Consider the following 18562-nt stretch of genomic DNA (forward strand, 5'->3'; position numbering starts at 1 on the left):
CCAGTCCTTGTTCTAAACTCCGTTCGGTTCGAGCGTGTCGAGAACCGCTTCTCGACCTCGCTCGAACCGAACGGGTGTTATGGTTGCGGCGATGAACTAGCTTGCGCCAACGCCTTCCAAAATTCTGACGCGATCCAGCGTCATTCCCGTTTTGCAATCATATCTGACCAGCGCCTCGCCCGATGTTCCTTGCATGGAATAGGCCATCACATCGCAATGCGCGTCACGCCAGGCTCGCCAGCTTTTTTGTTCGGTGGTCAGAAGGTTGATCGGTGTCTGACCAAAAGCCTTGGTCGTATTCCTTCGGGCCGGATCGCGTAGCGTTTGGACAGCTTTACTCCACGCCACACTGAGACGCTTTTCCGCCTTCGCCAGCTCAGCCGCAGCACATCGCTCCTCCCCCGCCTGCCCCTTCTCGTGGCATGGCGGGGGTGCGTAGCGCACCACCTCGCTGAGAAGGAGGAGGGAGATCACTCCGCCGCCTCCAGCTCGACCTTCACTTCGGCCTGCATCGGCACGACGCCCAGCTTGGCGAAGAGCGCCGCATCGGCATTGTCGCCGGCATTGGCGGTGGTCAGCAGCTTGTCGCCGGTGAAGATGCTGTTCGCGCCGGCCATGAAGCAGAGCGCCTGGCAGCTATCCGACATGCTCTCGCGGCCGGCCGACAGGCGCACCATGGATTCCGGCATCACGATCCGCGCAACCGCGACGGTGCGCACGAACTCGATCTCGTCGATCTTGGCGAGCGGGGTGTCGGCCAGCATATTGCCCAGCACCGTGCCCTTGACCGGAACCAGCGCGTTGATCGGCACGCTCTGCGGATGGACCGGCAGCACGGCCAGCGCATGGAGGAAGCCGACACGATCCTCGCGCGCCTCGCCCATGCCGACGATGCCGCCCGAGCAGACATTGATGCCCGAATTGCGGACATTTTCCAGCGTCACCAGACGATCGTCGAAGGTCCGGGTGGTGATGACCTTCTCATAATGTTCGGGCGAGGTGTCGATATTATGGTTGTAATAATCGAGGCCTGCTTCGGCGAGCATATCGGCCTGGCTTTCGCTCAGCATGCCCAACGTCATGCAGGTTTCCATGCCCATCTGGCGCACGCCCTTCACCATCTCGACAATGGCGGGCATGTCGCGATCCTTGGGGTTGCGCCAGGCCGCGCCCATGCAGAAGCGCGAAGACCCTGCGTCCTTCGCCTGCGCCGCCGCCTGCATTACCGCCTGCACGCTCATCAGCTTCTCGGCCTTCAGTCCGCTTTCCGCCGAGGCCGACTGGTTGCAGTAACCGCAATCCTCCGGGCAGCCGCCGGTCTTGATCGACAACAGGGTGGACAGCTGCACCTCGTTGCGCGGGAAGTTCGCGCGGTGGATCGACTGCGCTTCAAACATCAGGTCGCCAAAGGGCAGGTCGAACAGCGCGGCGATTTCCTCGCGCGTCCAGTCGTTGCGGGCGGTCAGGGTGCAGGGGGTATTCATTTACGCAGCTTCCTCTAGCCCCGCCGGGGGCATGTTGTGGCCGAGCAGGCGCAGCACATCGGCGGCGCACTCCACGACATTGGAACCCGGCCCATAAATGCCCTGAACCCCTGCGTCACGAAGATAGTCATAATCCTGCGGCGGGATGACCCCGCCAGCGATCACCTTGATGTCGCTACGGCCGTGGTCGCGCAGCCGGTTGATCAGTTCCGGGATCAGCGTCTTGTGCCCGGCGGCGAGCGACGAGGCGCCGACCACATCGACACCGCTGTCGAGCGCCAGCACCACCGTTTCCTCCGGCGTCTGGAACAGCGGGCCGGACACGACATCGAAGCCCATGTCGCCGAAGGCCGACGCGATTATGTTGGCGCCCCGGTCGTGCCCGTCCTGCCCCATCTTGGCGACGAGAAGCTTGGGCTTGCGACCGAGGCGCCGTTCGACGGCCTGCACCCCGTCGAGAACCTGTTTCCAGCGGCTGTCATCCTTGTAGGGCGCGCCATAGACGCCCTTCACCGGTGTCGGCTGCGTGCCATAGCGGTTGAAGCTGTCTTCCATGGCGGCCGAGATTTCGCCCAGCGTGGCGCGCGCACGGGCGCACTCGACGGCGTGGGCGAGCAGATTGGTCTCGATCGACTGCGGCGCGGCGGCTGCATCGCGCAGCGCCTGCAACGCAGCCTGGCAGGCATCCTCGTCGCGCTGCGCCTTCACCCGGTTGATGCGGGCAATCTGGGCTTCGCGAACCTTGGTGTTGTCGACTTCGAGGGTTTCGAGCAGGTCTTCGTTCGCCAGGCGATATTTGTTGACGCCGACGATGACGTCCTCGCCCCGGTCGACGCGCGCCTGACGGGCGGCGGCGGCGGTTTCGATCATCGCCTTGGGCCAGCCCGCGCCCACGGCCTTGGCCATGCCGCCTTCGGCTTCCACGCGGTCGATGATTTCCTGCGCGGCGTCGACCAGCTGCTGGGTCAGCGCCTCGATATAATAGCTGCCGCCCAGCGGATCGACGACATTGCACATGCCGGTCTCTTCCTGGATCACGATCTGCGTGTTGCGCGCGATGCGGGCCGAAAAATCGGTCGGCAGCGCGATCGCTTCGTCGAGCGCATTGGTGTGGAGCGACTGGGTGCCGCCCAGCATCGCCGCCATCGCCTCGATCGTGGTGCGCATGACGTTGTTATACGGGTCTTGCTCGGTGAGGCTGACGCCCGACGTCTGGCAATGGGTGCGCAGCATCTTCGAGCGCTCGTACTGCGCGCCCAGCTTCGTCATGACGCGGTGCCACAGCACGCGGGCGGCGCGCAGCTTGGCGATCTCCATGAAGAAGTTCATGCCGATGGCGAAGAAGAAGCTGAGGCGTCCGGCGAACTTGTCGATGTCGAGGCCGCTGGCGACGCCATAGCGGACATATTCCGCGCCGTCGGCGATGGTGAAGGCCAGTTCCTGCACCTGCGTCGCGCCGGCTTCCTGCATATGATAGCCGGAAATGGAGATGCTGTTGAACTTGGGCATCTCGCGCGACGTATAGCCGAAAATGTCGCTGATGACCCGCATCGAGGGTTCGGGCGGGTAGATATAGGTGTTGCGGACCATGAACTCCTTGAGGATGTCGTTCTGGATGGTCCCGTCGAGCAGCTTGCGCTCGACCCCCTGCTCCTCGCCCGCGACGATGAAGAAGGCCAGGATCGGGATCACCGCGCCGTTCATGGTCATGCTGACCGACATCTTGTCGAGCGGGATGCCGTCGAACAGGATCTTCATGTCCTCGATCGTGTCGATCGCCACGCCCGCCTTGCCGACATCGCCGACGACGCGGGGATGGTCGCTATCATAGCCGCGATGGGTGGCAAGGTCGAAAGCGACGCTGAGGCCCTTCTGGCCGGCCGCCAGATTGCGGCGGTAGAAGGCGTTGGATTCCTCGGCAGTCGAGAAGCCCGCATATTGGCGGATGGTCCAGGGCCGACCCGCATACATGGACGCACGCACGCCGCGGGTGAACGGCGCAAAGCCCGGCAGGCCCGGATCGACGGTCACGTCCTCGGCCGTGTAGAGCGGCTTCACCGTGATACCTTCCGGGGTATCCCAGTTCAGATCCTTGCCCTTCACTTCCTTGGCAGCAGCGGCGGCCCACTGGTCCAATGTCGGCTTCTCGGTCATTCGTTCCTACCCTTCACTCCTCTCCCGCAGGCGGGAGAGGATATGCAGGCTTAGCAGCTTGCTGCTTAGCCGGAGTTGGAGTGGGCTGTCCCGTGCCCACCCCGCTGCGACTAGGCGGCAAAGCCGCCAAGTCTCGCTGCCCCTCCCGCAAGCGGGAGGGGTGATGTCAGTGCGCACCGTCCTTCGGCGTCTCCATGATCTCGGTCAGCACCCCGTTCATATCCTTGGGGTGGACGAAGAAGATCGGCGTGCCATGGGCGCCGATGCGCGGCTCGCCCAGCACCTTCTTGCCCAGCCCCTCGAACCAGGCCTTGGCCGCCATGATGTCAGGCACTTCATAGCAGATATGATGCTGCCCACCGGCCGGGTTCTTGGCGATGAAGCCGTGGATCGGACTATTCTCGCCCAGCGGCTCGATCAGTTCGATCTGCGTCCCCGCCGTGCCGCCTTCACCCGGCGTATCGACGAAGCACACCTTCACCCCCTGCGCGGGCAGGTCGAACGGTTCATGCGTCAGCGTCGCGCCCATGATGTCGCGATAATAAGCGAGCGAAGCCTCCAGCGAAGGCGTCGCGATGCCGATATGGTTGAGACGGCCGAGTTTCATAACATCCTCATATCGTCACTCCAGCGCAGGCTGGGGTCTTGGGCCTTCAAGGTCCAGCTTAGCGGCACGAGATCCCAGCCTGCGCTGGGATGACGCTCCTGCGGGCCATCACAGCGGAATATTATCGTGCTTCTTCCAGGGGTTATCCAGCGCCTTGTTGCGCAGCTTGCGCAGGCCCAGCGCGATCCGCTTGCGGGTCGAGTGGGGCTGGATCACCTCGTCGATGAAGCCCTTGCTCGCCGCCACGAAAGGGTTGGCGAAGCGGTCTTCATATTCCTTGGTCTTCTCGGCAATCTCTTCGGGCGTCTTGCCGCGGAAAATGATCTCGACCGCGCCCTTGGCGCCCATCACCGCGATCTCGGCGGTCGGCCAGGCATAGTTCAGATCGCCGCGCAGATGCTTGGAACTCATCACGTCATAGGCGCCGCCATAGGCCTTGCGGGTGATGACGGTGATCTTCGGCACGGTCGCCTCGGCATAAGCGAAGAGCAGCTTGGCGCCATGCTTGATGATGCCCGAATGCTCCTGCGCGGTGCCCGGCAGGAAGCCCGGCACGTCGACGAAGGTGACGATCGGAATTTCGAACGCATCGCAGAAGCGTACGAAGCGGCCGGCCTTCTTCGACGAGTTGATGTCGAGCACGCCGGCCAGCACCATCGGCTGGTTGGCGATGATGCCCACCGTCTTGCCCTCGATCCGGCCGAAACCGCACAGGATATTGCCCGCATGGGCCGGCTGCACCTCGAAGAAGTCGCCCTCGTCCACCACCTTGCGGATCAGCTCGTGCATATCATAGGGCTGGTTGGCATTGGCCGGGATCAGCGTGTCGAGGCTGTCCTCCAGCCGGTCCCACGGGTCCGCGCTCGGGCGCTCGGGCACTGGCTCCTTGTTGGACGCGGGCAGGAAGTCGACGAAATCGCGCACCGCCAGCAGCGCTTCGATGTCGTTCTCGAACGCCACGTCCGCCACGCCCGACTTGGTCGTATGGGTGATCGCGCCGCCCAGTTCCTCCTGCGTTACCACCTCGTTGGTGACCGTCTTGACCACGTCAGGCCCGGTCACGAACATGAAGCTGCTGTCCTTCACCATGAAGATAAAGTCGGTCATCGCCGGGGAATAGACCGCGCCGCCCGCGCACGGCCCCATGATGACGCTGATCTGCGGCACCACGCCCGACGCCAGCACATTGCGCTGGAAAATCTCGGCATAGCCGGCCAGCGAGGCGACGCCCTCCTGGATGCGCGCGCCACCGCTGTCGTTGAGGCCGATCACCGGCGCGCCGACCTTCATCGCGATGTCCATGATCTTGCAGATCTTCATCGCGTGCCGTTCCGACACCGCGCCGCCATAGACGGTGAAATCCTGGCTGAAGACATAGACGAGGCGACCGTTGATCGTGCCCGATCCGGTGACGACGCCGTCGCCCGGAATATGCTGTTCGTCCATGCCGAAGTCGATGCAATTATGCTCGACATACATGTCCAGCTCTTCAAAGCTGTCCTCGTCCAGCAGCACTTCGATCCGCTCCCGCGCGGTCAGCTTGCCCTTGCCATGCTGCGCGTCGATGCGGCGCTGGCCGCCGCCCATGCGGGCGCCCTCGCGCTTGGCTTCCAGCTGTTCGATGATGGCGAGCTTCGACATGAAAGGCTTCTCTCCAAATTCGTGGCGTCCATAGCTTGGCCGACGCCGCCTTGCCCTTCCCCTACCCAGCCGCACGTAAAGTTCGCAAATGTAAATTTGCCAATTTGCAAATCGCGACTTCGCAAATTAGGGTAAGGATTATGGCACGCGGCAACCGTATATTCGCAGGTCCACGCCTGCGCCAGCTGCGCCTGGACCATCGCATGGACCAGGCGACGATGGCGCAGGCACTGGGCATATCCGTATCCTATCTGAGCCAAATGGAAAATGACGATCGCCCGTTGACCGCCAAGGTCAAGGCCGCGCTCGCCAATGCCTTTCCCACAGACTGGGCCAGTTTCGACAGCCGCGAGGACGAGCAGCTGCTGGGCGCCTTCGCCTTTGCCCTATCCCATCCCGAGCTGCCCGGCCCCGCGCTGGAGCCGGAACGGATCGAGAAGCTGCACCTGCAATTTCCCGAGTTCGCGGCCCGCTATGTCGATCTCTACAACGCCCATATGCGCGCCAATGAACGGATCAACATGATCGAGGAGGCGATCGCCAACGATCATGAGGTGCAGGCCCGCCTGCCATGGGAAGCGGCGCGCGACTGGTTTCATGAGGCGGGCAATTATGTCCATAGCCTCGACTGCCTGGCCGAGGAGATGGCCGAGAGCTTTGCCCAGGGCCAGGTGCTGGACGAGGGCATGCTGGTCGAGGCGCTGGCCCGCCGCCACGGCATCGAGACGCTGATCGCCGAGACGCCCGACAGCGCGCTGCGCGCCTATCGCGCCGCCGACCGGCAATTATTCATCAACGCCGCCCTGCCGACCGAAAGCCGCAAGTTCATGCTGGCGCACCAGCTGATGATGCTGGAGGGGCAGGCAGTGATCGCCGATGTCGTGCGCAAGGCCGGCCTGCCGGTCACCGGCGCCGACCGGCTGCTCGCCATCGGCCTTGGCAATTATGCCGCCGGCGCGCTGCTGATGCCCTATGCCCCCTTCCGGGAGGCGGCGCGGACGATGCGCCATGATATCGACCGGCTGGCCCGCACCTTCGGCGTCAGTTTCGAACAGGCCTGCCACCGCCTGTCCACGCTGCAGCGACCGGGCCTGCGCGGCATCCCCTTCTTCTTCTGCCGGGTCGACATGGCCGGCAACATCACCAAGCGCCACAGCGCCACTCGCCTGCAATTCGCCCGCTTTGGTGGCGCCTGCCCGCTGTGGAACGTGCATGAGGCGGTGGCCGTGCCCGATCGCATCAATGTCCAACTTGGCGAGACCCCCGACGGCGTGCGCTATGTCTCGATGGCCAAGGGGCTGGTGAAGCCGTCCGGCAGCTACAAGCGCACCCCGCGCCGTTTCGCCGTGGTGCTGGGCTGCGAGGTCGCCCATGCGGCCAATTTCGTCTATGCCGACGGCCTGCATCTGCAGGAGGAAGGCGCCGCGACGCCGATCGGCATCACCTGCCGCCTCTGCTCGCGCCAGAGCTGCGACCAGCGCGCCTTCCCACCCGCCGACCGCCCGATCCATGTCGACCCCGACAATCGCCAGATCGTGCCCTACTGGATCGGCTGACACGAAGTAATAATGGCACGAAAATCCGAAATAAAATTCGCCATTACTTTTACATTTCAATATTCAACTTCACGAACGAAGATCATGCAGCATATTGAAATATAATTCACTTATATGTCGTGTCACTTTTAACAAAATTGTCATAGCGAAATCCCAGTTGCAGGGCGGGACTGTCACGGACAGCTCGGTGCCAGAAAAGATAATCGGCACCCTTGTCGCACATGGTAAAAAGGGATTTCGGGTCAATGAAACAGCTATTGATGTGCAGCGCCGCGCTGGTCGTGGCGGCTGCGCCGGCGATCGCGCTTGCGCAATCGACCGGCTCGCAGGATTTCGAGGACAGCATCATCGTCACCGGCGCGCAGGGCGACCAGAGCGTCGGCGGCGTCAAGATCCCCGAAACGCCCAAGGCCAAGGTCACGCTCGACCAGGAGATCATCGCCCGCCAGCGCCCCGGCCAGGCGATCAACGAAACACTGAACCTGGTGCCCGGCGTCAGCTTCTCCAACCAGGATCCCTGGGGATCGCTGGGCGGCAGCTTCACCGTGCGCGGCTTCAGTTCTGACCGGGTGTCGCAGACGATCGACGGCATTCCGCTCAATGACTCGGGCAATTACGCGCTCTACACCAACCAGCAGCTCGACCCGGAAATCATCGAGGCGGCGACCGTCAGCCTGGGCTCGACCGATGTCGACAGCCCGACCGCCTCGGCCGCCGGCGGCACGATCAACATCCGCTCGCTGACGCCGTCGGACGAGATGGGCGCGATGATCAGCGCCAGCTATGGCAATATCGTCGCCCGCGGCAATGACGATGATCGCGCCTATCACCGCATCTTCGGCATGTTCCAGACCGGCGTCTTCACGCCCTTCGGCACCAAGGCCTGGTTCTCCGCCTCGCGAGCGACCAACAAATCGACCTACACCAATTATGGCGGCGTCGATAAGCAGCAATATAATGGCAAGATCTACCAGCCGATCGGCAGCAATGGCGACTTCATCGCGCTGGCGGGCCATTACAACCAGAACCGCAACACCTTCAACGGTTCGACCTATACCACCGCGACCTTCCCCGGCACGACCGACGGTCGCTTCTACGACACCGCGACCTGCACCGTCGATACCCCGCAGACCGGCGTCACCGACTATGCCAATAGCTGCGGTTCGGCGTTCGAGCGGCGCTACAACCCGTCCAACACCGGCAATGTCCGGCTCAATTCGCGCTTCACCCTGGCGAATGGCCTCACGCTGACGGTCGATCCCAGCTTCCAATATACCAAGGCCAATGGCGGTGGCACATCCTATGCCTATGAAGGCGCCAGCGCCGACGGCAATACGGGCGGCTATTATCTCAAGGACAGCCGCAACACCGCCACCAGCAGCTCGACCCAATATTATTATGTCGGCGGCGTGGACCTGAATGGCGATGGCGACACGCAGGATTTCGTGCGCGTCCTGTCGCCTAGCCAGACCGTGACCAAGCGCTATGGCGTGATCGCCAACCTGTCCTACGATATCGACCCCGAAAATCGCCTGCGCCTGTCCTACACCTATGACCGCGCCCGCCATCGCCAGACCGGCGAGGCCGGCTATCTGGAGGCCAATGGCGATCCGGTCGACGTCTTCCCGATCAACAATCCGATCGTCGATGCCGACGGCAATGTCGTGCAGAAGCGCAACCGGCTATCCTATGCCACGCTGAACCAGATTTCGGGCGAATATCGCGGTTCCTATCTCGACGATCAGGTCATCCTGCTGCTGGGCGCGCGCATGCCCTTCTTCAGCCGCGACCTCAATCAATATTGCGTCACCACCGACGCATCGGGCAACGTCAACTGCCCGGCGACCCAGGCCGGCATCGATGCCCAGCTGGCCGCCAACAGCGCCTATGCCGCGCCGCAGTCGCGCAAGTTCGACTATAACAAGCTGCTGCCCAACCTTGGCGTCACCTACAAGTTCACCAGCAAGGCCAGCGTCTTCACCAGCTATGCCAAGAACCTGTCCGTGCCCGGCACCGACGCCCTCTATGGCGCGCTCTATTTCGACCAAGACTCCAGCTCGGGCAATCCCAAGCCGGAAACCTCCGACGCGTTCGACCTTGGCGTGCGCTATCAGTCGGGCCTCGTCCAGGCGCAGCTGTCGGGCTGGTACACCCGCTACAACAACCGGCTGGCAACCGCCTATGACGCCGATTGCGATTGCAGCGTGACCCGCAACCTCGGCCGCGTCGACAAATATGGCGTGGACGGCAGCGTCGCGGTGCGCCCGGTCAAGGATCTGATGCTCTACGTCTTCGGCTCCTACCTGAAGTCCGAGATCAAGGACGATGTCCAGACCGGCGCCAGCACCTATGCCGCGACCGCCGGCAAGCGCGAGGCCGGCGCGCCGGTCTACACGCTGGGCAGCCGCATCCAGGGCACGCTCGGCCCGGTCGACCTCGGCCTCCAGATCAAGCGGACCGGCGAACGCTATGTCAACGACATCAACACGGTGAAGCTGCCCGGCTATACGCTGGTCGATCTCGACGCCCGCTTCTCGCTGGAGCAATGGGGCCTCAAGAAGACCTTCTTCCAGCTCAACGTCACCAACCTGTTCGACAAGGTCTATATCGGCTATTCGGGCACCGGCCTCACCAGCACCGCCACCACCGCCTATCTCGGCTCGCCCCGCGCGATCAGCGGGTCGATGGTCGTAGCCTTCTGACCGGACGAAGGGGCGCCGGCACCGGCTGCCGCCCCTTCACCCCACCACGGGCATCGCCCCGTCCAGATAGTCGAGAAAAGCGCGCACCCGCGCAGCGGTGCGATCTTCTGCCGCGTAGAGGGCATGGATATCCTCGCCGTCGCCGGGGTTATAGTCGGCCAGCACTTCGACCAGTCGCCCCGCCCTGATGTCGCTGGCGACATGGAAATGGCCGTGCCGGGCGATGCCGCCGCCGGCGACCGCCATCTGGCGCACCACTTCGCCCGAATTGCCGTAGAAGCTGCCCTGCACCGGGCGCTGGACCAGCTTTCCGCCGATGCGGAACGGCCAGCCGTCGATCGAGCGGCGGAAGCTGAAGCGCAGGCAGTCATGATCGTCCAGATCGTCCGGCGTCTGCGGCGTTCCGCGCCGGGCGAGATAGGCCGGGCTCGCCACCAGCACCATCGCGCTATGGCCCAGCTTCTTCGCCCGCAGGCTGGTGTCGCGCAGCGGGCCGATGCGGATGGCGATGTCGGCCCGCTCCTCGACCAGATCGACGATCGTGTCGGACAGGGTCAGGTCCACCGTCACCGCCGGATACAGGGCACGGAAACCGGGCAGGATCGGGATCAGGCATTCGATGCCGAAGGAGGGCGAAGCGTTGATCCGCAACAGCCCGCGCGGCGCCGTGCGATCCTCGCCCAGCCCCGCCTCCAGCGCCATCATGTCGCCCAGCAGCACCGCCATACGGTCGCGATAGGTGACGCCTTCCGGCGTGAGCGCCAGCGCCCGCGTCGTCCGCCGCAACAGCGTGACGCCCAGCCGCTGTTCCAGCCGGGCGATCGACCGGCTGACCGCCGATGGCGTCAGCCGCAGCGCCTTGGCGGCGGCCGCCAGACTGCCTTCACCCGCCACCATCAGGAAGGTTTCGATGTCGCCGAACCTATTATCCATGATTTCAAATCACTTCTGAAGTGTCAAAGTGCAATCTAATCACCAATGATAAATAGTCTATCTTGGTGTCAACGTCGCTGTCACTTTTCAGAGGAATGCACCATGGATCTTCAGCTTTCGGGGAAGACTGCCCTCGTCACCGGATCGACCGCCGGCATCGGCTTCGCCATCGCCAAGCGCCTGGCGCAGGAAGGGGTCGAGGTCGTCATCACCGGCCGCAACCAGGCCAAGCTGGACGCTGCCGCCGCCGAGCTTTCGCAGGCCGGCGCCATCCGCCCGGTGCTGGCCGATCCCGCCACCGCAGCGGGCGCCGACGCGCTGATCGCCGCCGTCCCGGACATCGACATCCTCGTCAATAATCTCGGCATCTATGAGGCCAAGGATTTTACCGACATCACGGACGCGGACTGGCACCATCTGTTCGAGGTCAATGTGGTGAGCGGCGCCCGCCTTGCCCGCCATTATTTCCCGAAGATGCTGGCCAAGAACTGGGGCCGCATCCTGTTCATCGCCAGCGAAAGCGGCCTGCTGCCGCCCGCCGAGATGATCCATTATGGCATGACCAAGTCGGCTCAGCTCGCCATTTCGCGCGGTTTGGCCGAACATACGCGCGGCACCGGCGTCACCGTCAATTCGGTACTGCCCGGCCCGACCCGCTCGGAAGGCATTGTCGAGTTCATCCGCTCGGTGGTCGAGAACAAGGACGCGTCCGAAGCCGAGCGCGAGGCCGAATTCTTCACCAAGCTGCGCCCGCTCTCGCTGATCAAGCGGCTGATCGAAGCCGATGAAGTCGGCGCGATGACCGCCTATCTCGCCAGCCCGCTGGCCGCCGCCACCAACGGCGCCGCGGTCAAGGTCGAAGGCGGCATGGTGCCGACGATCTACTGACGCCCAGCGCCAACCTCCGCAAAGCGGTGGTTGGCGCGCGCCTCCATCACAATCCTGCTTGTGGTAACTGGCCCTGTCGCTCGTTTCCTCCCCTGTCTATGAGGATGGAAATGAGCGATACGGACTGCCTGCCCACCATCGACCAGGCGCTGGAACAGGATGGCTATGCCCGCCTGGCCGGCGCCGACCTGCTGCGCCAGCTGGATATCGGCGCGGCCGACTGGGCGCCCTTTGCCCGCAGCTGGGACGATCTTGGCCCCGACCTCTTCATGGCCGATGGCGGCCGTTATCGCCGCCGCCGCCACGCCACCTTCCACTGCGCCGCCGGGCAGTTCAGCCGCCAGCCGCACCAGCCCCATTATCAGAGCCGCGACTATAACCCGCTGAACGGCGACGTGCAGCGCTGGTTCGATCCCGTCGAAGACGCCACGATCGCGCTGCCGGTGACGCAGGCGCTGCTCGCCTTTTGCGCCAGCCATTTCGATCCGGCGTCATCGGGCGACTGGCATGTCGAGATGCACCAATTCCGGATCGAGGCGAAGGCGGGCGAGCTTGGCCGTCCCACGCCCGAAGGCATGCACCGCGACGGCGTCGACCGGGTCTTCGTGATGCTGGTCGAGCGCCGCAATGTGCGCGAAGGCATCACCCGCATCGGTGCCGCCGACGGCACGCCGATGGGCGAATTCACCCTGGCGCAACCCGGCGACGCCATGCTGATCGACGATCATCGCATCTTCCACGGCGTAACCGAAATCCACGCCGTCGATCCCGCCCAGCCCGCCTGGCGCGATGCGCTGGTGATTACCTTTGTAGCCAACAACTAAGCCCGTTCGTTTCGAGCGAAGTCGAGAAACGGCAAGCGCAGCGCTCTGCGCTTCTCGACACGCTCGAAGCGAACGGATTTTTGGTTCTCCGCCTTTACTTCAGCAACACCAGCTCTTCGGCCATGCTGGGGTGCAGCGCCACGGTATCGTCGAAATCCTGCTTGGTGAGGCCTGCCTTCACCGCGACCGCCGCCGCCTGCAGGATTTCCGGCGCATCCGGGCCGATCATGTGCAGGCCCACCACCTTGTTGGTGGTCGCATCCACGACCATCTTGTAGAGCGCCCGCTCGTCGCGCCCGGCCAGCACATTCTTCATCGGCCGGAAGTCGGAGGTATAGACCTTCACGGTGCCATATTTATTCTTGGCCTGCGCTTCGGTCAGGCCGACGCCGGCCAGCGGCGGATGGCTGAACACGGCCGAGGGCACACAGCTATAGTCGACAGTGCGCGGGTTGTTGCCGAACACGGTGTCGGCAAAGGCATGACCCTCGCGGATCGCCACCGGGGTCAGTTGCAGCCGATCGGTGACGTCGCCCACCGCATAAATGCTCTCGCAGCTGGTGCGGCTATATTCGTCGACCTTGATCGCGCCCTTGTCGTCGATCTCGACGCCGGCATTCTCCAGCCCCAGCCCGTCAGTGTGCGGGCGGCGGCCGGTGGCGAACAGCACGATGTCGGCCGCGACCGGATCGCCATTCTTGAAGTGGACGCACAAGGTGCCATCCTCCTTCTTCTCGATCTTCTCCATCTGCGCGTTGAAGCGGAAATTAATTCCCTTCATCGTCGAAATCTGGAGCAGGCGGTCGCGGATCTGTTCGTCATAGCCGCGCAGCAGCGTGCCACCGCGGTTGACCATCGTCACATGGCTGCCGAACTGGTGGAAGATGCCGGCAAATTCATTGGCGATATAGCCGCCGCCGACGATGACGATGCGCTTGGGGCATTCGTCCAGATGGAACACCTCGTTGGAGGTGATGCCATGTTCGGCGCCCTCCACCTCAGGGATCAGCGGCCAGGCGCCGGTCGCGACCAGGATGACCTTGGCCGTCACCTCGCGTCCGCTGGCGAGCTTCACGCTATGCGGCCCGGTCACCGTCACCCGTTCGGCGATCAGCTCGACCTTATGGCTGTTGAGCGTATTGGTGTAGAGCCCTTCGAGCCGGTCGACATCGGCCAGCACATTGTCGCGCAGCGTCGCCCATTCAAAGCCGCAGTCCGGCACATTCCAGCCGAAGCGGCGGGCGTCCTTCAGATCCTCGGCGAAATGCGCGCCATAGATGAGCAGCTTCTTGGGCACGCAGCCGCGGATGACGCAGGTGCCGCCGACGCGAAATTCCTCGGCCACCGCGACCTTGGCGCCATGCGCGGCGGCAACGCGCGACGCGCGCACCCCACCCGATCCCGCGCCGATGACGAAAAGGTCGAAATCATAATCGCTCATGCCAGTCTCCGCTCGGCGCACTATCTTGGCGGCGGATATGGCGGCTGGACCGCACAGTTACAAATGGGAATTTTTGCAACTTCCGTTCGCTTCGAGCCTGTCGAGAAGCATTTTCCGACGTCGCCCGAAACGAACGGTCGTCATTGCCTTATTCGCCCAAAGCGATCTCGATCAGCGCCATGGTCGAGGGGTCGAAACCGGTCGGGCCATTGGCCTCGATCGACTTGGCGATCTCTTTGCCCAGTTCGACGCCGAACTGGTCATAGGGATTGATCCCCATCAGCACGGCATTGGCGAAGGTGCGATGCTCGTAGAAGGCGATCAGCGCGCCCAGCGCCTCCGGGTTCACGTCGTCCATCAGGATGGTGGTCGACGGGCGGTTGCCGGCATAGGCACGGGCCGGATCTTCATTGTCCTTGCCGCGCATCAGCGCCGCCCCCTGGGCGAAGCAGTTGACCAGCAGTGCGCGATGATGCGCCGGGTCGAGCGCATTGCCCGGTTCGATCGAGGCGATGAATTCGACCGGGGTCAGGATCGTGCCCTGGTGCAGCAGCTGGAACACCGCATGCTGCGCATCGGTGCCCACGCCGCCCCAGGTGATCGGCGCGGTCGGCCCATCGACCGGCGAGCCGTCCAGCTTCACCGACTTGCCATTGCTCTCCATCTCCAGTTGCTGGAGATAGGAGGGCAGCAGCGCTAGCCGCTCGTCATAGGCGAACAGCGCGCGGGTCTCGCAGCCCCGCACGCGGGCATAATATTGATCGACGAAAGCGGCGATCAACGGGATATTCTCGCGCGGATCGGTGAGCTGGAAATGGCGGTCCATCGCCGCTGCACCCTCCAGCAGGCTTTCGAACGCGTCCCAGCCCAGCGCCAGCGCGGCGGGGAAGCCGATCGACGACCAGAGCGAATAACGGCCGCCGACGCTTTCAGGGAAGGGCAGGATGCGGGTCTCGTCGACGCCCCATTCCATTGCCTTTTCCGGCGCGGCGGTTAGCGCGATCACCTTGCCATAGGGATCCTCGACGCCCGCCTCGACCATCCAGTTGATCGCGCTCGCCGCGTTCAGCATGGTTTCGCTGGTGGTGAAGGTCTTGGAGGCGATCGCGATCAGCGTGGCGTCGGGGTCGAACGCATCCATCGCCTTTTCGAGCGCCGTGCCGTCGACATTGGAGACGATCGCGACATCGTAACGCATGCCGTCGCCGCCCAGCGCATCGACGATCAGGTCGGGGCCAAGCGCCGAGCCGCCGATGCCGATATGCAGGATGTGGCGGATCGGGCCGAGCGCTTCCGCCTCGATCGCGTCGATCAGCGCGCGGGTGCGATTGTGCAGCGCCTTGGCCAGCGCCACGCTGTCGGCATTGCCGACGCCGCGCTGCGCGGTGTGTTCGGCGGCGCGGCCTTCGGTATTGTTGACCGCCTCGCCTGCAAACAGCGCCTCGCGCCGGCCGGTGAAATCCTGTTCCTGCGCCAGCTTCAGGAAGCCGTCGACCAGATCGTCGGTCAGGTGGCTCTTGGACCAGTCGAAGCGCAGCGGCCCGTGGCTCAGCACCAGCTTGGACAGGCGGTCGGGATCACTCTCGAAGATGGTCTTGAGTTCAGCTTGAGGCAGGGCGGCAAGGGCCGCCAGTGCGGGACTGGACATGCGGGAGATCCTCTTGGTCGTTGGTCGATATCGACGCTGCACCGGTCGATTCTTCCTCTCCTTATCCAAAAGCGGCACGCATTGCATCGTCCACGCGCTTGACGCGGCGCGGGCGACCCCGCAAAAGCCGCGACAGGCCGCACTCACACGCTGCCATGCGGCACGATCTTGAAGGATTATAAGACAGACATGAGCGCAAAATCGGAAACGCGGGACTTCATCTGGTTCCTCGCCAAGCTGGCGGTGTTCGTCTTCGTCCTGCGCAGCTTCATCGTCTCGCCCTTCAACATCCCCTCGGAATCGATGCAGCCGCGCCTGCTGATCGGCGACTATCTGCTGGTCGCCAAATGGCCCTATGGCTATTCGCGCTATTCGCTGCCCTTTTCGGTGCCGCTGATCCCCGGCCGCATCTTCGCCTCGACGCCGCAGCGCGGCGACGTGGTGGTGTTCAAGGCGCCGCCGAGCCAGAAGAACGACTATATCAAGCGGGTGATCGGCTTGCCGGGCGACATGATCTCGGTCCGCGGCGGCACCGTCTATCTGAATGGCCAGGCGATCCCGAAGCAGAAGGTCGCCGACCTCGTCATTCCGGTGACGCCCAACATGGAAGATGCCGCGCAGAAGGAAGGCAGTCCCTCCCCCTGCTATCGCCCCGAATTCGAACAGGCCGCGCCGGGCGGTGGCAAGCAGTGCCGCTATCCGCAATATCGTGAGACGCTTCCGGGCGGTAAGAGCTATAACGTCCTCGACCTGGTGCCCGATGGCGCCGCCGACGACCGTGACACCGTGCTGGTGCCGCAAGGCCATCTCTTCATGATGGGCGACAATCGCGATCGCAGCGCCGACAGCCGCTTCCCGGCGGTCGAAGGCGGCGGCATCGGCCTCGTCCCCGAGGAAAATCTGGTCGGCAAGGCACTTGTTTCGGTCTTCTCGACCGACGGCAGCGCCAACTGGCTGCTGCCCTGGACCTGGTTCACCGCCGCGCGCTGGAGCCGGATCGGGGAAGGCTTTTGATGGTGGCTTCGCACAGGCCTGATACCGCAGCCTGGCTGATCGCACTGATCGGCCGCGCGCCGATCAACCCGGCCGCCTTCGAACAGGCGCTGACCCATGGCAGCGCCAAGGCGGAAAATTACGAGCGGCTGGAATTTCTGGGCGACCGCATCCTGGGGCTGCTGATCGCCGAATGGCTCTATGCCCGCTTCCCGGCCGAACCGGAAGGCAAGCTGTCGCGCCGGTTCAACGCGCTGGTCTCGGGCGAAACCTGCGCGCAGGTCGCGCGCGCCGCCGGAGTGCCCACCCATCTGGTGCTGGGCAAGCAGGCCCGCGACGATGGCGCCGCCGACAGCGACAATGTGCTGGGCGACGTGATGGAGGCGCTGATCGGCGCCCTCTATCTGGAGGCCGGACTGGACGAGGCGCGCACGCTCGTCCACCGCCTGTGGGGCGACCGGGTCGATACCCAGACCGCCGCGCCGCGCCACCCCAAGTCGGCGCTGCAGGAATGGGCCGCGTCGAACAAGCGCAAGCCGCCCGAATATGTGATGACGGACCGGTCGGGACCGCATCATGCGCTGCGCTTCACCGTCACCGTCTCGATCAAGGGCGCGGGCGAGGCGAGCGCTACCGGCGGCTCCAAGCAGGAAGCCGAAACCGCTGCCGCGAAAGCCCTGCTGGAGCAATTGGCGGGCTAAGCCTGTCCCCAACATTCATTTTGGTTTAGGAAGACGTCTCCGCGCATTGGCGTGGAGCGAACGGAGCATGTGATTGACCATCGAGTTTGAAAATCAGCGCTGTGGCGTCATCGCCATCGTCGGCGCCCCCAATGCCGGCAAGTCGACGCTGGTCAATGCACTTGTCGGGCAGAAGGTGGCGATCACCAGCCCCAAGGCGCAGACCACGCGCACCCGCGTCATGGGCGTCGCGATCGAGGGCGACGCGCAGATGGTGCTGGTCGACACGCCCGGCATTTTCGCGCCGCGGCGCCGCCTCGATCGCGCGATGGTGCAGGCCGCCTGGGGCGGCGCGCAGGGCGCCGACCTGATCGTCCTGCTGGTCGATGGCAAGGCGGGCCTTGGCACCAAGATGGAGCCGATCATCGCTGCGCTGAAAGCCCGGCCGGAACGCAAATGGCTGGTGCTCAACAAGGTCGACATCGCGGTCAAGGAGAAGCTGCTGGTCCATACCCAGCGCCTCTATGAGGAGCTGGAATTCGAGGAGACCTTCTTCGTTTCCGCCGCGACTGGCGACGGCCTGCCCGAACTCAAGACCGCCTTTGCGAACGCCATGCCCGAAGGCCCCTGGCATTTCCCCGAGGATCAGGTGTCGGACGCGACCGACCGCATGCTCGCGGCCGAAATCACCCGCGAGCAGCTTTATCACCAGCTCCACGCCGAACTGCCCTATGCCGCCGCGGTCGATACCGAGCAGTATAAGGAGCGCGACGACGGTTCGGTCGAAATTCACCAGCAGATCCTGGTCGGCCGCTCCAGCCAGCGCGCGATCGTGCTGGGCAAGGGTGGCCAGCGCCTCAAGGAAATCGGGTCCAAGGCGCGTGCCGAGCTGGCCAACCTCCTGGGCGTCAAGGTCCATCTCTACCTCCACGTCAAGGTGAAGGAAGACTGGGAAGAAGACCGCTTCATCTATCGCGACATCGGCCTCGACTGGGTCGACTGATCCACTTC

Annotated in this window: 15 protein-coding genes; 7 read left to right on the forward strand and 8 right to left on the reverse strand. The window is 64.0% G+C overall.

Annotation, left to right across the window (positions count from 1 at the left end; translation table 11 throughout):
* Window positions 1–96: 96 nt before the first annotated feature.
* The 5 genes from VHN57_RS07875 to VHN57_RS07895 form a co-directional block, all read right to left on the reverse strand.
* A complete protein-coding gene (locus VHN57_RS07875) occupies window positions 97–474 on the reverse strand; it encodes a lysozyme inhibitor LprI family protein (protein ID WP_278988831.1) in 378 nt (125 codons plus the stop codon).
* The gene (gene bioB, locus VHN57_RS07880) at window positions 471–1484 is read right to left on the reverse strand and encodes a biotin synthase BioB (RefSeq protein ID WP_004207227.1); all 1014 of its coding nucleotides are present in this window, start codon (window positions 1482–1484) and stop codon (window positions 471–473) included. The genes VHN57_RS07875 and bioB overlap by 4 nt, the downstream gene beginning before the upstream one ends.
* Window positions 1485–3638: a methylmalonyl-CoA mutase gene (gene scpA, locus VHN57_RS07885; protein ID WP_423283408.1), complete on the reverse strand. Its 2154-nt coding sequence runs from the start codon at window positions 3636–3638 to the stop codon at window positions 1485–1487.
* Between the two features lie 166 nt (window positions 3639–3804).
* Window positions 3805–4245, reverse strand: coding sequence for a methylmalonyl-CoA epimerase (mce, locus tag VHN57_RS07890; RefSeq protein ID WP_423283410.1), 441 nt, complete (start codon window positions 4243–4245; stop codon window positions 3805–3807).
* A 108-nt stretch (window positions 4246–4353) separates the two neighbouring features.
* The gene (locus VHN57_RS07895) at window positions 4354–5886 is read right to left on the reverse strand and encodes an acyl-CoA carboxylase subunit beta (protein WP_423283412.1); all 1533 of its coding nucleotides are present in this window, start codon (window positions 5884–5886) and stop codon (window positions 4354–4356) included.
* Window positions 5887–6026: 140 nt separating this feature from the next.
* On the opposite strand from VHN57_RS07895, the gene VHN57_RS07900 reads away from it, so the two are divergent.
* Both VHN57_RS07900 and VHN57_RS07905 read left to right on the forward strand, forming a co-directional pair.
* Complete coding sequence (locus VHN57_RS07900) at window positions 6027–7442, forward strand: helix-turn-helix domain-containing protein (RefSeq protein WP_010338815.1); 1416 nt, start codon at window positions 6027–6029, stop codon at window positions 7440–7442.
* A 245-nt stretch (window positions 7443–7687) separates the two neighbouring features.
* A complete protein-coding gene (locus VHN57_RS07905) occupies window positions 7688–10144 on the forward strand; it encodes a TonB-dependent receptor (RefSeq protein ID WP_278987512.1) in 2457 nt (818 codons plus the stop codon).
* Window positions 10145–10180: 36 nt separating this feature from the next.
* On the opposite strand, the gene VHN57_RS07910 is transcribed toward VHN57_RS07905, so the two are convergent.
* Entirely contained in the window at window positions 10181–11077 is an 897-nt protein-coding gene (locus tag VHN57_RS07910) for a LysR family transcriptional regulator (RefSeq protein ID WP_278987513.1), read from the reverse strand.
* 102 nt (window positions 11078–11179) lie between these two features.
* Between VHN57_RS07910 and VHN57_RS07915 the strand changes: the two genes are divergently transcribed.
* Together VHN57_RS07915 and VHN57_RS07920 are read left to right on the forward strand one after the other, a co-directional pair.
* Entirely contained in the window at window positions 11180–11965 is a 786-nt protein-coding gene (locus tag VHN57_RS07915) for an SDR family NAD(P)-dependent oxidoreductase (RefSeq protein WP_423283415.1), read from the forward strand.
* A 110-nt stretch (window positions 11966–12075) separates the two neighbouring features.
* Window positions 12076–12789: a 2OG-Fe dioxygenase family protein gene (locus tag VHN57_RS07920; protein ID WP_423283417.1), complete on the forward strand. Its 714-nt coding sequence runs from the start codon at window positions 12076–12078 to the stop codon at window positions 12787–12789.
* A gap of 94 nt (window positions 12790–12883) precedes the next feature.
* Here the strand turns inward: VHN57_RS07920 and gor are convergent, their stop codons facing one another.
* Together gor and pgi are read right to left on the reverse strand one after the other, a co-directional pair.
* Entirely contained in the window at window positions 12884–14230 is a 1347-nt protein-coding gene (gene gor, locus VHN57_RS07925) for a glutathione-disulfide reductase (protein WP_010337904.1), read from the reverse strand.
* A gap of 148 nt (window positions 14231–14378) precedes the next feature.
* Entirely contained in the window at window positions 14379–15878 is a 1500-nt protein-coding gene (gene pgi / locus VHN57_RS07930) for a glucose-6-phosphate isomerase (protein ID WP_423283419.1), read from the reverse strand.
* A gap of 189 nt (window positions 15879–16067) precedes the next feature.
* On the opposite strand from pgi, the gene lepB reads away from it, so the two are divergent.
* From lepB to era, 3 genes are all read left to right on the forward strand, one after another.
* On the forward strand, window positions 16068–16892 hold the full coding sequence (gene lepB / locus VHN57_RS07935) for a signal peptidase I (protein ID WP_125985982.1): 825 nt from the start codon (window positions 16068–16070) through the stop codon (window positions 16890–16892).
* Entirely contained in the window at window positions 16892–17572 is a 681-nt protein-coding gene (rnc, locus tag VHN57_RS07940) for a ribonuclease III (protein WP_125985981.1), read from the forward strand. Before lepB ends, rnc begins: the two co-directional genes overlap by 1 nt.
* Before the next feature lie 73 nt (window positions 17573–17645).
* Window positions 17646–18554, forward strand: a complete 909-nt coding sequence (era, locus tag VHN57_RS07945; protein WP_010337900.1) for a GTPase Era — start codon at window positions 17646–17648, stop codon at window positions 18552–18554.
* The last annotated feature ends 8 nt before the right edge of the window (window positions 18555–18562 follow it).

It is taken from the genome of Sphingobium salicis subsp. salicis (genome assembly GCF_049472635.1).
Lineage (GTDB): Bacteria > Pseudomonadota > Alphaproteobacteria > Sphingomonadales > Sphingomonadaceae > Sphingobium > Sphingobium yanoikuyae_A.